We start from the raw sequence: 15,711 nt of genomic DNA, 5'->3' as shown, positions 1-15,711 counted from the left end.
GAATTACGTCAGGAGTTGGGAATTGACAAAGAAGAAGACAGCTAAATCAACAAAAATTATGCTATTCTATTTTTAGTAATTGTTAGATATTACAATCACTATGAAAAAATTTCGAGACTTATATATATACCTCAATAGCTATGATATTGACCAATTAATCAAACATTTAACCCATAATTGTACAAACAATTGGTCAAGAGCTTACGAACGCGAAAAAAACGGAGTTCTCTTAGAAGAAAAAGCCTACTGTTTTGAACACATCACAGGAGATGGTTTAGAACCTGCTGGTTTAATACTTTTCCAGAAAAATCCAAATACTTGGTTTGTATCTAATATTGTACCAACAGAAAAAGGTCAATTATCTATTGATGAATACAATCAAATTTTAGTAGATTTCTTTCAAAAAATTGTACAACCTGCCATTGAAAATACTCCTGTAACAACAGAATTAACAAACAATCAAGAATTTATTGAAAATCTGATTGGTAATGATGCAGCAGCATTATTAAATCAATTTGCTGTTTATGCAAAAAAATTTACCGTTACCTCCCATCCTGATAGGTAGAAAAAAATGGTTTGATTTCATATTATCTGTAAATTCCAAAGACGTAAAATTAGATCCTAATTTATTAAGTATGTCCTTAATTGAAAAAGGATGGTCAAAAAAAGTTTCACAAAAAGGAATAGAAAATGCAAAAAGTAGTTTTATCAAGGGATGTACAAGTTAATTTGGTGAGTTTTTTGGCTGATTTCTTGTTAGCAGGAATGGTTTTCGGTCCCCCTCTTGCTCCTTTTTTGGCTGCGTCGGGTGTGTTTTTGCTTCCGGGTATTGCGGACATTATTTACTTTATGGGTAATCATGTATGTCCCCAACCTACTTTGGGTTTGGAGTTAGCACCACCGTTTATTATGGCGGTATGTATGCGCTGTTATGGAACGGTGACGGGTTTGTTAATTACTCGAATTTTGTATAGTTTAACTAATGGAAAAGGTGTTTTTTGGTTAAATCAATATGGTTGGAATGGTGCGGTATTTGCTACTGTGTTAATGATGGCTTATCCTTTGGAGTTAGCCGCGCAGGTTTTCGATTTATGGGATTTTAATAATTATATTGTTACACCTTTTGGTTTGATTACAGGTTTGGCTTGGGGTTTATTTACTATGCCTATTCTACATTCTCGGAAAACATTATAATTTTTATTGATCAATAATCAGCCCTAAATGTCTTATTTATTCACAAATCCATTTCCACAAAGGATGCGTTTTTCCTTGTTTACGGATTTGACAAACTTGTTTTTCTAAACGTTCTTTTTCTTGGGGTGGTAAACCAATAAGAATGTTTCGACTTTGCCAAATCAAAACTGAAGCAGTCATACCAATACAAAAAGATAACCCAAAAGTAGCCAAAGGATGGAAATAAAGACCATATCGCAAGGCTGACCAAGTAAAGTATTGTTTCCACAAAGCAATTTCTTCGCGTATATCCCACAAAGAAACAGAACCAATAGTCAGCCATAAACAACTAACAAATAGCCACCTTCCATATACAGTTAGCTGGTGTAACTTTTGTACTTGTTGAGTAAAAGTGGTGTCAGAATTTTCCAATTTTCTATTCCAAATTACTGTTTGATGGTGTTTTAAAAATATCGGCTGATTATATTTAGGAGTTACGCAAGGGTTACGGAATAACGAACCACAGAGACGCAGAGAACACAGAGGAATAAGGATTTGAGCGGTATTTTGCGTAAGTCCTGATATTAACAGTATAGCGGTTTTCAGATCATTAATAATACCTTATTATATCTCGATTCCGCGCTTTTTATGGGGTGCAAGTTTCTATAAATTTGGTATTAGGTAAAGGTTTACAGGAATAAGGTGAAAAAAATTCATTCCCTATTCCTTGACTTGCATTTAACTATCTTGAGAACTAGCTGTTGTTTCAACAGTTTTTAATGATAAATCTTCACTGCGTTCTCTCCACCAAGTTAATAGTGTACTAGCAACAAAAATACTGGAATATGCTCCCATTGTAAAGCCAACAATTAAGGCTAGAGAAAAATTCCGCAATGTTTCACCACCAAAGAGGAAGATAGAAAATAAGGTGAGCAATGTAGTGAATGAAGTGTTAATTGACCTGGTTAAAGTTTGATTAACTGCATCATCAACAATGTCAGCGATTGGACGTTGGGTATCGGTTTGGAGGGTTTCTCGAATGCGATCGTAAATTACGACGGTATCGTTAACTGAGAAGCCTGTAATGGTCAACAAGGCTACGATAAAGAGACTATCTACTTCAATCCCTGCAACCAAACCCAATATTGAAAACACCCCTACGGTGACTAAAACATCGTGAAGTAGAGCAACGATCGCAAACACGGCATAATCTAATTTAAACCGGAAGCTCATGTAAATGGTAATCAGCACAAAGGAAACTACCAGTGCTAAGACTCCAGACCGAAATAATTCTGCTCCTAGTGTGGGTCCTACGGAGTCAATTTGATTTTTTTGGGGGTCAAAGGTGCCAATTTTTTCACTTAACGCGTTTTGTAATTTGACACGCTGTTCGGTTTCCAGGGTTTTGCTGCGAATGGTGATCCCATTTTCTGCACCATTTTCGGAGATTAATTGAATGCTACTATCTCCTAAACCTTGGGATTTTGCTACCTCCCGGACGATGTTGATATCTATTGGTTGGTCGCAGTTTCCGGGTTTGCTACAGTCACGAACGAACTGTAAACGTGACCCGCCGATAAAGTCTAAACTGGGACGGAGGGGGGCTTTGATATTGGGATTTAGGGATGAAATCACCATCGAGATGAGGCCACTGAGAATGATGGCTGCGGAAATAGACCACCAGAGCGATCGCGATTTGTTTATACTTAGTCTCATGATCCCACCTCTGCTTTCTTTGCTGTTGGTGCGTTAGGAGTGTAAAGCTCCATTTTCCGCCAAGCAGGAATGGAAATAGCCAAAAACATTAATGTCCGACTACAGGTAACTGCGGTAAACATACTCATGGCCACCCCTAAAGCCAAGGTCAAAGCAAATCCTTTTACTAACCCAGAACCCAGCCAAAATAAGGCTGCACAAGCAATCCAGGTTGTAACGTTACTATCTAAAATACTAGAAAAGGCGCGGTAAAAACCAGATTCGACGGAACGATACAAAGATTTACCAGCTTGTATTTCTTCCCTTGTCCGTTCAAAAATTAGCACGTTGGCATCAACGGCCATACCAATACTAAGAATAAAACCGGCAATTCCTGGTAAAGTTAGGGTGACACCTAACAGCGCAAAGGCAGCCCAGGTGAACAAGGAGTAAATTAAGAGTGAAACATCGGCGATCGCTCCTGGTAGTCGATAGTAAAATATCATAAATATCAATACTAAAATTAGACCACCAATTCCAGCATAAATACTGCTTTTAATACTATCTTTACCCAAAGTTGCCCCTACTGTTCGTCTCTCTGCAATTTCTACTGGTACGGGTAATGCACCCCCACGTAATTGTACACCTAAATCGTTCGCTTCTTCTGCCTGAAATCGCCCTGTAATTACGGCATTACCACCAGTAATCCCCGTAGCGGCAAATTCTGGACCCACTGTGGGGGAACTAATCAATTCATTATCTAGAAAAATGCCGATGCTACGTCCAGTTCCGGCTAGTTTTTTGGTGATTTCGGCAAATAATTCACCACCTTTGACATCAAACTCGATCAGAACATCCCAGTTGTTACCTTGGGTTGGTTGTCCTTGAGCATTTTTCAGGTATTTACCTGTGAGTGGTGGATCTGTACTTTCAAATAAGTTAATGATCTCTTGATTATTTTTGAGCAAATCTTCCTGATTTTTAGCAATTGCGGCTTCATCTTTGCTAATTCTCAATTCTTGCTGTTTGTTTTCTAGTTCTCTTTGGGAGACTCGAATTGCAAATAATTGAGTTTCTGTATTCGGTTTTTGGAGACGAAATTCTAACTGCGCTACACCACCTAATACCCGTTCTGCTTGTTCTGGGTCATTTACCCCTGGTAGTTGGACGAGGATTTTATCTGTACCCACGGTTTGGATCACCGGTTCAGAAACCCCTAAACCATTAATCCGTCCTTCTACGACTTTTTTAACTGCTTCTAATTCTCGTTCGGTGATTTCCTTAATTTCTGCTGTCGGTTTCACCTGAATTGTTAATTGTGAACCCCCCCGCAAGTCTAGTCCCAGTGGTACGGGGATCGTGGCAATTACCGCAATGGCGGCAATAACCAATACTACAATCAACGCTAATAGCGATCGCTGTTTTTGCATACCATAACTCATCTCTGACAAAGCTTATGATAGCAGTCTTGCAGGGTAAATTCTTGTCCTTCTGCTTAATGGTTTCTTGGCTCAGGAGCAATCTTGCTGGATCGATGTTACCAACTTTATCAGTATCTGCCATCAGCCATGAGTTTGATTTTTTTGTTCGATGTTACTTATTGACTATTACTGTAACTGTATTTTATAGTATTCCAATCTTCACAGATAATTCATCAATAACAATCCTGTAAATCCTAAAATCCTGGACATCCTGATTCAGACAATTAAAATTCCAGCATCCCACCAACAACTTACAAATCACAATCCTGAAAATCCTAAAATCCTGGATATCCTGATTCAGACAATTACAATTTCAGCAACTCACCAACACCTTACAAATAATAATCCTGAAAATCCTAAAATCCTGGACATCCTGATTCAGACAATTACAATTTCAGCATCCCACCAACAACTTACAAATCATCATTCTGAAAATTCATGAAAACATCTAATACTCAAAATCTAAAATTAGACGAAATTACATATATAATTAATGGCTGTGCAATGAAAATACATCGAACTTTAGGAAATGGTTTTCAGGAAGTTATTTATCAAAGATGTATGGAAATCGAACTCAGAAAATCAGGTTTAAGTTTTGGAAGAGAGGTAGAACAAGCAATTTATTATGAGGGAATTGAAGTAGGAACACGAAGAGCAGATTTTATAGTTGAAGATCAGGTTGTAGTAGAGTTGAAAGCGATTATTTCTTTAGATGATGTTCATTTAGCACAAGCGAAAAACTATTTGTTAGCTTATGATTTTCCTGTGGGTTTATTGATTAATTTTGGTGCGTTAAAGTTGGAATATAAGAAGGTTTTTAATCCTAGATATCAGGTTTAATTTGTCTGAATCAGGATTTTCAGGATTTTAGGATTTTCAGGATGTGATCGTTGATTTTAAGTAGGGACTTTTGAGCATTTTTTTTGTCTGAATCAGGATAACCAGGATTAGAGGATTTTCAGGATGTGATTGTTTGATTGTCTGTGAAAAATATAGATTTTAGGATGATTGATAAATTATTTGTTAAATTGTTTGCTGTTACTTCTTGACTATTGCTGTAACTGTATTTTATAGTATTCCAATCTTCACAGATAATTCATCAATAACAATCCTGTAAATCCTAAAATCCTGGACATCCTGATTCAGACAATTAAAATTTCAGCATCTCACCTACAACTTACAAATCACAATCCTGTAAATCCTAAAATCCTGGACATCCTGATTCAGACAATCAAAATTTCAGCATCCCACCAACAACCTACAAATCACAATCCTGTAAATCCTAAAATCCTGGACATCCTGATTCAGACAATTAAAATTTTAGCATCCCACCAATAACTTACAAATTACTAACCCACCATAAAAACTGTAGGTTGGGTAGAACGCAGTGAAACTCAAAAAATTTGTCATCATCAAAAGTTGCAAAAATTAACGCAATGAGTAATAATACTGTAAGCATATTAAGCAGTATAAATGAGGTAAATATGGCTAACTGTCCTAACTGTGGTTCTAGTCACATCCAAATTAAACAAGAAACTGATGTAAGTTGGGGACGTGCGATTGCTGGGTATGCTCTATTCGGTATTGTTGGTGGTGCAGTTGGTGCTGTTACAGGTGAAGATAGAAACGTTAATGCTTGTTTAGACTGTGGAACATCTTGGAAAGCTCAAGATTTATATAATATTTTGCAAGTTATTGAGAAATATACAGGTGCAAAACTTAATTTAGCTAGACAACGTGATCGTTTATATATGAATAATTTTGTATCCACTATAGTTCCTTATTTAGAGATAGTTGGAGAGACAGATAAGAAAGGTGAGGAACTAGTTACAAAAGCAAAAAAAGAAGCTGAAAATAAGGCATATACTGGATGTGGTGGTTTTGGTTGCCTATTTTTAATATTTGCTTTGTTTGGTACAGCAAGTATGGGACAATATGCTGTTGTGGGTATTATTCTTGGTATAGTTGTGTTTATAATTGCCAGTATTATTGAAATGATTTCCCTGAATAAAAACGAAAAAAATGTTGAACAAGCAGTAGAAAGTGCTGAATCAAAAGTGGTAGAAATGAAGCGTCAGGTTAAGAAAAATTTACTTGTAGAAGTACGAAGATTTATGAATAATAATCCTCTTTAATTAAGATACATAAATAATCATATAACAATCCTGAAAATCCTCAAATCCTGGGTATCCTGATTCTGACAAAAAATATGAATCAGATATTTTCATTATGTTGGGTTTCCTTGCGTCAACCCAACCTACTAGCTAATTCATAACTGTGTAAGCAAAATACATCAAGGATTTATTCGTGCAAGATGTGAGTATTGTTATAATGTAATTACATCATGTACATACACAACAAATGAGCAACTCTTACAATATTCGTAGCACCAAGATTGGTAACAGTGCAGGGTTTAGACTTCCTGCTGATTTTTATCGTGAACATCCCCAATTTGCTAATGCAGATGGTTGGATTGAAGTTTTATCACCCGATACAGCAATTGTGCGAATTGTTCCTCAATTGCATGATGATGAAGATGCAGAAGACTCTCTATTAATGCGGCTGTTTCTTGATTTTGCTACCACAGAAGCCTTGAAAAATAATACACTGCAACCTTATACAACAGAAATGTCTGAAACTGCTCATAAACTAATTGAAGGTGTGCAATTAGAGGATGAGTAAATTTGTTAGTAACAATTGGGAGATTTATTTCCATCCTCAACTATTTGGTACTCAATATCAAGCATTATCAAATCGCGTTGCTAATTTGCGTGAACAATTACCAGAAGCTGAGTTTAAAACTCATGCAACTGTAAAACTTTTTGCAGCAATTACGATAGCAATTGAAACTAAAATTCCTGCTGATCCTTTTGCTAGTCATTTTGCATTAACGGCTGCATTAAAACGCTATAGTCGAGTCAAAAAAATGGGTTTACCAGAACGGTATCGGCTATTTTTTCGGGTGTTTGATACCCCAGAATTAAAAGCAATTGTGATTTTGTGGTTGGGGTTTCTGCGTAAAGAGGGTGCTAAGGATGACTGTTATCAGGTGTTTACTAAAATGGTAACAAGAGGGACTTTTCCAGATAGTTTGGATGAGTTATTAGGAGATTGTGAGGTAAATATGGACAACTCGGAGTAGTCCGTAGGGTGCGTTAATGAAATGTAACGCACCCTACAATTAATTAACTACGGTAACATCAATAATTTTCGAGGCGATGCCTGCGGCGAGCGTAGCTATCGCTCCAAAGCATACAAAATTAACACACTAGCATCCCACCAATAACCTACAAATTACCAACCCACCTTACAAACTGTAGGTTGGGTAGAACGCAGTGAAACCCAACAAATTGATCATCATATTTAGGTGAAAATGTTGGGTTTCGTTCCTCAACCCAACCTACAAAATGAGCGATCGCACTAGAAGATAAGCCTTTATTCTATTCCACAGATTCAATGCGAATCACTTCCTCTATAGGAATAGATTTATAATAGTCAAAAACGACTTTTCCATCTTTAATATCCTTTATTCTCTCTCCATGAGGATTAAACCAATTAGGTGCATTAATACAAGTGCATCTGTCACCAATTTTAACTCTCTGTACTTTACTTGCAATTTCCTGATTAAAATCTTTGATTGCGTTGAGTTTATCAATAGTAATTATTTCTCTGTTAATAATTTCTAAATATGAAGAATTTTCTTGTTGTTCTTCTAAGTCAGTTTTTTGATATGAGTTTGTAGTTGAAGTAAAATCTGCTTTTGATATATACAAATATTCAAAATCTATCCACTGATAAGAATCTACTCTTTCTCCTAACAAGACAGTTTTTGCTTTTTGGATGTGAATATTAAATTCTATTGCCGCACCTATATGTCCTTGATTTGTTTTACAGACTAGCTTGAGATTACTAAGTGATTTGGAACTTAATTCTGATATAGGTGTTTCATATTTATCTGTATCGTCGTCATCATCATTAAATTCATCAGATATATCATCTATAGGAAAAACAGAAGAGTTATTTGTTGAACCCATATCAATTATTATGGGATTTTTCATAAGTTTTTCATGTTCTAGAATTGATTCGTGTATAACTTCTGCGGTTGTATCTGTAGTAACATTACTAATTTTCTTATGTCCATGTTTTTCATTGTATTGATTAAATTGAATGTATTGTTCTAAATTTTTGTCGTCTGTATAAGTAAATCCAGTTCTCTTGTCTAGAAAAGTTATGCGCTCAATCTGAGTGACAACTGTTTGAATATCTTGGGCTATTCCATATTGACGTATACATGAATCTAAAAGTGTACTTTGAGTAGCACCTAAACCGCCAACACCTTTGCCCCAGTCTCCTTTTCTGTCTATTTCTCCAATTGCATAAATTGTTTGTCCTACATAATTACTTCTATCCTTATCTATTCTTTGTTTGATAGAGTCAAATCCTGTAGGTGAAGTCTGTATTTCGTAATTAAGAAAACCTATCCCATTTTTATTAACTACCGCAATATCTGCCCTTCTTCCTGGGTATTGATATTCTTGAATAGGTTGGAATTTATCTTGTTTAAAGTATATTTGAGTAGTTGATTTAAGTAGAAGTGTTGCTTCATTTTTGGCTTCTCTATGGGTTGAACTTTCACCTTTACTGCTAACAAATTTATTGCTTATACAATCTATTTCATTTTCTTTATTGTCTTCTATATTGGCATTATGAGAAAAATGTGCAGAAACCCAGAATGGTTTTTCTTTGCGTGTTTTATGATGTGCTTTTTTATAGAAAAGTTGACAGTTACAGAATATACATTTAAAAATATCACTTTTTTTATATGATCCGAATTGAGCATCAATGAGAATATCATCCTTATTTAAAGCATATCTAACCATATAAAACTCCTGTTTAATTAAATAAATTAAACTTTATTTTTACATCATACAGAAAATTAGAGTGCGTTAGCGTCAGCATAACGCACCTTATTCACAATCAAAACGGTGCGTTACATTTCATTAACGCACCCTACAATTAATTAACTATAAGCCTCCATAGGTAAACAAGAACAAACAAAATTCCTATCCCCAAAAGCAGCATCTATTCTCCCCACACTTGGCCAGAACTTATATTCCTTAGTCCAACTTGCAGGATAAGCAGCTTGTTCACGCGAATAGCAATGATTCCATTCACCAATAATCAAACTTTCCGCAGTGTGAGGTGCATTCTTCAAGACATTATCTTGAATATCCATTTTACCAGATTCAATTGCCGCAACTTCCTCACGAATCGCAATCAAAGCATCACAAAAACGATCTAATTCTTGTTTAGATTCACTTTCCGTTGGTTCAACCATAATCGTCCCAGCTACAGGCCAGGAAACAGTCGGTGCATGGAAACCATAATCCATTAAACGCTTCGCAACATCATCAATTTCGATATGCGCTGATTTCTTCAAACTTCGCAAATCTAAAATACATTCATGTGCCACCAAACCATTTTTTCCCTGATACAAAACAGGATAATATGACTCTAATCTCTTAGCGATGTAATTAGCATTAAGAATGGCGATTTTGGTTGCTTGTGTCAACCCATCTGCACCCATCATGATAATATACATCCAAGAAATAACCAAAATACTCGCACTACCCCAAGGTGCAGCAGAAATAGCACCCAATTTACCACCCATTTTTACCACAGAATGTCCAGGTAAAAACGGTACAAGATGGGAAGCGACACCAATGGGACCCATACCGGGACCACCACCACCATGAGGAATACAGAAGGTTTTGTGTAAATTCAAGTGACAGACATCTGCACCAATATCACCAGGACGACAAATTCCCACTTGGGCATTCATATTAGCCCCGTCCATGTAAACCTGTCCACCGTGATCATGAACAATAGCACAGATATCTTGAATTGCTTCTTCAAATACACCATGAGTTGAAGGATATGTCACCATTAAAGCCGCAAGTTCATGACTGTATTTTTCTGCTTTGGCCTTTAAATCTTCAATGTCAATATTACCTTGATCATCACAAGCAATTCCTACAACTTTCATTCCACACATTACCGCACTTGCCGGATTTGTTCCGTGTGCAGACTGAGGAATTAAACAAACATTCCGGTGTCCTTCTCCACGACTTTGATGATATTCATGAATTACCAAAAGTCCGCTATATTCACCTTGAGAACCTGCATTTGGTTGAAGCGAAATTCCGGCAAAACCAGTAATTTCTCCTAACCATGCTTCTAATTGCTGGAAAAGAATTTGATAACCTCTTGTTTGCGAAATTGGTGCAAAAGGATGTATTTTACCAAATTCTGCCCATGTTACAGGGATCATTTCCGAAGTTGCATTTAACTTCATTGTGCAGGAACCCAAGGGAATCATTGATGTAGTTAATGATAAATCCTTAGTTTCTAGCTGATGTAGATAACGTAATAACTCGGTTTCTGAATGATAACGGTTGAAAACTGGGTGTGTAAGATATTTGCTTTCACGTAATAATTGATAATTGGGAAGAGTATTTAATTCTTCTCCAGTGAAAGGTAGATTATCTGTAAAAGCGAAAATCTGCCAAATGTCAATTAAATCTTCTGGTGTGGTAGTTTCATCTAAAGAAATACCAACATTTGAATTATCAAAGACGCGTAAGTTAATATTTCTCTCGTTTGCAGCGTCAAGAATTGCATCTAATCTGATATTTCCTAATTCTACCCGCAATGTATCAAAGAAGTTTTCAGAACTAATTTTGTATCCTAGCTTTTTCAATCCTGCGGCTAAAGTTGCGGTTAACTGGTGGATATTTTGAGCGATCGCTCTCAGTCCATCCGGTCCATGATACACTGCGTACATACTAGCCATCACGGCCAATAATACCTGCGCTGTACAAATATTACTCGTAGCTTTATCTCTGCGGATATGCTGTTCACGGGTCTGCAAAGCTAGACGTAATGCAGGTTTGCCATTCACGTCTTTTGATACACCAACAATTCGCCCTGGAACTAGCCGTTTATACTCTTCCTTCGTGGCAAAATAAGCAGCGTGTGGTCCCCCAAAGCCCAAGGGAATACCGAAGCGTTGGGTGCTGCCTACGGCAATATCAGCCCCAAATTCACCGGGGGGTGTAAGTAATGTTAAACTGAGAGGATCTGCGGCTACAGTCACCAATGCACCCTGAGCATGAGACTTTTCTATTACATTACGGTAGTCGTAAATTGTACCATCACTGGCAGGATATTGGAGAATTGCACCAAAAATCGGTTCTGCAAAATCATAAGTTTGATGATCACCGATAATGATATTTATTCCCAGAGGTTTAGCTCTAGTTTGCAATACATCAATGGTTTGGGGATGACATTCACGGGATACAAAATAGCTGTTGGCTTTATTTTTGCAGACTCCATAACTCATACTCATGGCTTCTGCTGCTGCTGTTGCTTCGTCTAACAAAGAAGCGTTAGCAATTTCTAAACCCGTTAAATCAATGATCATGGTTTGGAAATTTAGCAATGCTTCCAAACGTCCTTGAGCAATTTCTGGCTGATAAGGGGTATATGCTGTGTACCAACCAGGATTTTCTAAGATGTTGCGTTGAATGACTGCCGGGGTAATACAATCATAATAGCCCATGCCAATAAATGAGCGATAAACTTGATTTTTGTTGGCTATTTGTTTTAATTTTGCCAGTGCTGTATATTCGCTTTGTGCTGCTGGTAATTTTAGCTCTTGGTTAAAGCGAATTGTCTGTGGTACTGTTTGATCAATTAAGGCATCTAGGCTAGAAAATCCTAAAACATCAAGCATTTGCTGAAGATCATCAACGTTAACACCGATGTGCCTTTGTGTAAAGTTACTCAATTTCTGACTATTGTTAGCCACAATTTTGTTATCACTAGGTTCTGTGCGGGATAGATTAGCTACCACAAATTGTTCTCCAAAGGTTACTAGATTAATATATTGTAATGACTACTTTAATATTTTACGGTTTTTTCTAGGATCTAAATTAGCGATCGCTACTATTTAAGTACAGGTTTGTGTAAAATTGCAAGTTTAAATACTTACGCCACTTGCCAATATTCCCAGAATCTTGTCTACATTATTTAAAAAATACTCTACCAAATCAACCTGCACTCTTTCACCAGATAACTTTAAAAATTTCCAAATTTCTCCCGTAGTCACCACTCCATAAATTTCTGTAATTCTGTTTCCTTCCCGTTCATTAAATAACCTAGCTGCGTACATTTCTGCCATACATTGTCCCAAACCACCCACATTTTTTAATATGCGTCGTCGATTAACTTATGGTTCAATTTTGTTACTTTCTTTGCTAATTATAACTATTTGGTGGCCTGTAAATGATTCTAATTGTAGTCTTGTCCAGTTGGTGAAAGTAAAAAATAAAAATTTTCAAGTACAAGCAACTGAGGTTGTTGTTAAACCGTGGCTAGGTGAACATCATGTATATGGAATTTTCATGATTCCCGATGTTTATAAACAAACTCCTTTTTTTGTACTTTCAGTTCCAGGTAATCGCCAATACTGTTCTACTCCATTTGGTTACAGCGAAAATTATGATGATGTTTTTGCTGAACCGGGAACCCATTTGGTGAGATATTACGTCAAAAGTCGAAGTGCTATCCAGCTAATTCTCCAAGGGTTATATTCTCGTCTCAATGATAAACAGAATTGGACTCTCACCTTTCCCATACCCAAAGCTAATCAAGATATTTCTGAATAAGATGTTAACCTCTGGGTGAATCTAATTCATATCATATATTTAATTCGCTTAGAGCCAGACGAATTTGTTCTAACCGTCTACGATTAACACCAAAATCTGAATCTCCAACGCGAGAAGCAGAACGAATATGGATTACTGATTTATCAGCAGGGAGATAAAATTCAACATCATCTATAAATTTAAAGATGCGGCTTTTAGAAATAGCATGAATGTAATTATCTGTTTGTACTATCACTTCTGTGCGGGGAACAACAGTGAGAACTTTTAGTAAAGTTTTCCGTACTGTATCACGGTCTAAATGATAAAAAATTGGCTCAATAGCGTGTTCAGAATCAGCATTTTGACTAACAACACAGTTAGGGGAAGCTGGACAAGGTGCAAGATTTCCTGATTCAAGTCCCAAAGCCCAAGTAGAAGCGGGAAATGTTAGATTAACGGACACTGTTAGAAACAATGCTAAAATAATAACCCGAAACCGAGCTAAAAATGCTGTTGCTAGAAGATACATAATGTGTTTGAGTAGGTAGTGCGATCGCTAGAAACATTCTACCATTAAACAGCATTATATTTGGCTAAATTTCTCTAAGTTTTCCTTTCTCCACCTAGCATCAAATTTGCGATTTGTTCTGATTTCTAAAACCCTAATTCCTGTATTTGGTAAAATATTCAATTTTTCTGATAATTCTTTCCAAGAACTAATCAATTCATGCTGTACACTATAAGTAGCACATAGCTGACCAAAATCAATATCTTGAGGTGTGGCAAAAAATTCTTCAAAAGGTGGATCAAATTTGGCAATAGGTAACATCTCAAAAATTCCTCCACCGTTGTTATTTATTAAAATAATTGTTAAATGTCCAATAAATTTATTTCTAATTAAAAACCCATTCGTATCATGCAAAAGAGCCAAATCACCTGTTAATAAAACTGCACTTTGTTGATGATGTGCTATTCCTAAAGCAGTCGATAAAGTTCCATCAATTCCATTTGCGCCACGGTTAAAATAAGATTTTATTCCTAAATAATTTGGTTTCCAGAAAAATTCCACATCCCGCACCGGCATACTATTAGAAATAAATAATGGTGTCCCTGGTGGTAGAGTTTGAGAAATTAACCAAGCCGCTTTACTTTCAATTAATTCATCTAATTCTTCAAAATTCCCATCAATTTTTTTTCTGATTGTATTTTCCGCATTACACCAGTTTTTCAAATATTCAGATGTTATTTTATTTCTAGAACAAAATTGTTTTTCTTCCCCATAAATCAAATTTTCTATAGATGTCCTAAAATGTATGGTTTTCCCATGTAAAGGATCTAGATTTCGCCCAGAATGATCAATTATCCATCTTTGAGATTTTGTACTAATTAACCAATTACGCAATTCTTTACTGGTAGGCATTTCACCAATTTGAATTACCATCTCTGGAGTTAACTCTTTAGCTAATTGGTGATTGCGTAAAATGATATCGTAGGTAGAAATTAAATAGGGATTTAAGTCTGAATAATTCCTCACAGGGGAAAGTCCCTCAGCTAAAACAGGCCATTGGAGAGATTGAGAAAGAAGCGCGATCGCTCTACAATATTCTTCAGGTTGTTTAGGTTGGGCTACACCTGCAATAATCAAACCGCGTTGACATGATTCCCATATTTTAGGTAATGGAAAATATGTAGTTGGTGATTGGGTGTAATCTATTCCCGCGAAAAAATCTTCAACATCTAATATCAAATCTGTGCCATCATCAATAGGTGTCAAAGGATCACGAAAAGGAACATTTAAATGTACTATTCCTCCTGTAGGATATTGACAACTTTCCCAACTATGGATTATGATTTGTCTGAGATAAGATAGCATACCTATGTCTGCCGATGGTAAAGCTAGCTCTGACTGCCAGTTAGGATAATTACCGTAGAGTTTTATCTGGTCGATTGTTTGTCCAGAATGACACTCGCGCATTTCTGCTGGTCTATCGCTAGTTAAAATTAACAAAGGAACTCGACTTTCCTTAGCTTCGATTACTGCTGGATAAAAATTTGCTCCTGCTGTCCCAGAAGTACAGACCAACACCGCAGGCCGTCCCGTCGCTTTCCCTTGTCCCAAAGCAAAAAAAGCGGCCGAACGTTCATCTAAAATAGGAATCGCTTCAATATCCGGTGCTTGCTGGACAAAAGCCAGGGTCAGAGGAGTAGAACGAGAACCGGGACAAATAACAGCAGTCTTTAAACCCAGACGCTTGAGGGTTTCGGTTAACACATAAGACCAAAGTTGATTAAGATTATTAAAATTAACTTGCATTTATAGAATATTTGTAATATTACAGAAATTAGGAGTCAAAAACGAACCACAGAGGCACAGAGTTCACAGAGAAATGAGGTTTTGAGAGATATTTTGCGTAAGTCGTGAATTAATCCTCTAAATCCATGATCATAATTAGTAGGGTGCGTCAGATGGAAAAATATGGCTAATGATGGTGAAATTATTGGGTCTGACGCACCGTAGAAAGTCCTAAATTAATCCTCTTAATCCTTTAAAACCGTGATCATAGTTAGGGCTTGCTTAATAAACCTAAAACTGAGATATATCAAGAGTTTGAAGGTTGAAAAGGTGAATCAGGTGCAAGGAATAAGGGTTGAAA

15 protein-coding genes are annotated in these 15,711 nt (G+C 36.5%); 7 read left to right on the top strand and 8 right to left on the bottom strand.

What is annotated here, in order from left to right; translation table 11 throughout:
* Window positions 1–100 precede the first annotated feature (100 nt).
* Complete coding sequence (locus VB711_RS11900) at window positions 101–565, top strand: hypothetical protein (protein ID WP_323286230.1); 465 nt, start codon at window positions 101–103, stop codon at window positions 563–565.
* A gap of 125 nt (window positions 566–690) precedes the next feature.
* Entirely contained in the window at window positions 691–1,194 is a 504-nt protein-coding gene (locus tag VB711_RS11895; RefSeq protein ID WP_323286229.1) for a DUF2085 domain-containing protein, read from the top strand.
* A 36-nt stretch (window positions 1,195–1,230) separates the two neighbouring features.
* Here the strand turns inward: VB711_RS11895 and VB711_RS11890 are convergent, their stop codons facing one another.
* The 3 genes from VB711_RS11890 to secD all read right to left on the bottom strand — a co-directional run bounded on the left by VB711_RS11890 (window position 1,231) and on the right by secD (window position 4,298).
* A complete protein-coding gene (locus VB711_RS11890) occupies window positions 1,231–1,605 on the bottom strand; it encodes a hypothetical protein (RefSeq protein WP_323286228.1) in 375 nt (124 codons plus the stop codon).
* A gap of 306 nt (window positions 1,606–1,911) precedes the next feature.
* Window positions 1,912–2,889, bottom strand: a complete 978-nt coding sequence (gene secF, locus VB711_RS11885) for a protein translocase subunit SecF (RefSeq protein WP_323286227.1) — start codon at window positions 2,887–2,889, stop codon at window positions 1,912–1,914.
* Window positions 2,886–4,298, bottom strand: a complete 1,413-nt coding sequence (gene secD, locus VB711_RS11880; RefSeq protein ID WP_323286274.1) for a protein translocase subunit SecD — start codon at window positions 4,296–4,298, stop codon at window positions 2,886–2,888. Before secD ends, secF begins: the two co-directional genes overlap by 4 nt.
* Before the next feature lie 489 nt (window positions 4,299–4,787).
* On the opposite strand from secD, the gene VB711_RS11875 reads away from it, so the two are divergent.
* The 4 genes from VB711_RS11875 to VB711_RS11860 all read left to right on the top strand — a co-directional run bounded on the left by VB711_RS11875 (window position 4,788) and on the right by VB711_RS11860 (window position 7,491).
* A complete protein-coding gene (locus VB711_RS11875) occupies window positions 4,788–5,189 on the top strand; it encodes a GxxExxY protein (protein WP_323286225.1) in 402 nt (133 codons plus the stop codon).
* Window positions 5,190–5,785: 596 nt separating this feature from the next.
* Window positions 5,786–6,484, top strand: a complete 699-nt coding sequence (locus VB711_RS11870) for a hypothetical protein (protein ID WP_323286223.1) — start codon at window positions 5,786–5,788, stop codon at window positions 6,482–6,484.
* A 226-nt stretch (window positions 6,485–6,710) separates the two neighbouring features.
* Complete coding sequence (locus VB711_RS11865; protein ID WP_323286222.1) at window positions 6,711–7,031, top strand: hypothetical protein; 321 nt, start codon at window positions 6,711–6,713, stop codon at window positions 7,029–7,031.
* Window positions 7,024–7,491 (top strand): type II toxin-antitoxin system YhaV family toxin, encoded by a 468-nt coding sequence (locus tag VB711_RS11860; RefSeq protein ID WP_323286220.1) that lies wholly within the window; start codon window positions 7,024–7,026, stop codon window positions 7,489–7,491. The genes VB711_RS11865 and VB711_RS11860 overlap by 8 nt, the downstream gene beginning before the upstream one ends.
* Window positions 7,492–7,789: 298 nt before the next feature.
* Here VB711_RS11860 and VB711_RS11855 read toward each other — a convergent pair whose 3' ends face one another.
* The 3 genes from VB711_RS11855 to VB711_RS11845 form a co-directional block, all read right to left on the bottom strand.
* A complete protein-coding gene (locus VB711_RS11855) occupies window positions 7,790–9,229 on the bottom strand; it encodes a hypothetical protein (protein WP_323286218.1) in 1,440 nt (479 codons plus the stop codon).
* A gap of 140 nt (window positions 9,230–9,369) precedes the next feature.
* The gene (gene gcvP, locus VB711_RS11850) at window positions 9,370–12,264 is read right to left on the bottom strand and encodes an aminomethyl-transferring glycine dehydrogenase (RefSeq protein WP_323286217.1); all 2,895 of its coding nucleotides are present in this window, start codon (window positions 12,262–12,264) and stop codon (window positions 9,370–9,372) included.
* Window positions 12,265–12,390: 126 nt separating this feature from the next.
* A complete protein-coding gene (locus VB711_RS11845) occupies window positions 12,391–12,591 on the bottom strand; it encodes a hypothetical protein (RefSeq protein ID WP_323286216.1) in 201 nt (66 codons plus the stop codon).
* 31 nt (window positions 12,592–12,622) lie between these two features.
* On the opposite strand from VB711_RS11845, the gene VB711_RS11840 reads away from it, so the two are divergent.
* Window positions 12,623–13,078, top strand: a complete 456-nt coding sequence (locus tag VB711_RS11840) for a hypothetical protein (RefSeq protein WP_323286215.1) — start codon at window positions 12,623–12,625, stop codon at window positions 13,076–13,078.
* Between the two features lie 31 nt (window positions 13,079–13,109).
* On the opposite strand, the gene VB711_RS11835 is transcribed toward VB711_RS11840, so the two are convergent.
* Both VB711_RS11835 and menD read right to left on the bottom strand, forming a co-directional pair.
* Complete coding sequence (locus VB711_RS11835) at window positions 13,110–13,586, bottom strand: DUF1499 domain-containing protein (protein WP_323286214.1); 477 nt, start codon at window positions 13,584–13,586, stop codon at window positions 13,110–13,112.
* A 54-nt stretch (window positions 13,587–13,640) separates the two neighbouring features.
* A complete protein-coding gene (gene menD / locus VB711_RS11830) occupies window positions 13,641–15,371 on the bottom strand; it encodes a 2-succinyl-5-enolpyruvyl-6-hydroxy-3-cyclohexene-1-carboxylic-acid synthase (RefSeq protein ID WP_323286213.1) in 1,731 nt (576 codons plus the stop codon).
* Window positions 15,372–15,711 lie beyond the last annotated feature (340 nt).

Origin of the sequence: Cronbergia sp. UHCC 0137, assembly GCF_034932285.1 — a bacterium.
Lineage (GTDB): Bacteria > Cyanobacteriota > Cyanobacteriia > Cyanobacteriales > Nostocaceae > Cronbergia.
This window is presented reverse-complemented; position numbering and strand designations above follow the sequence as displayed.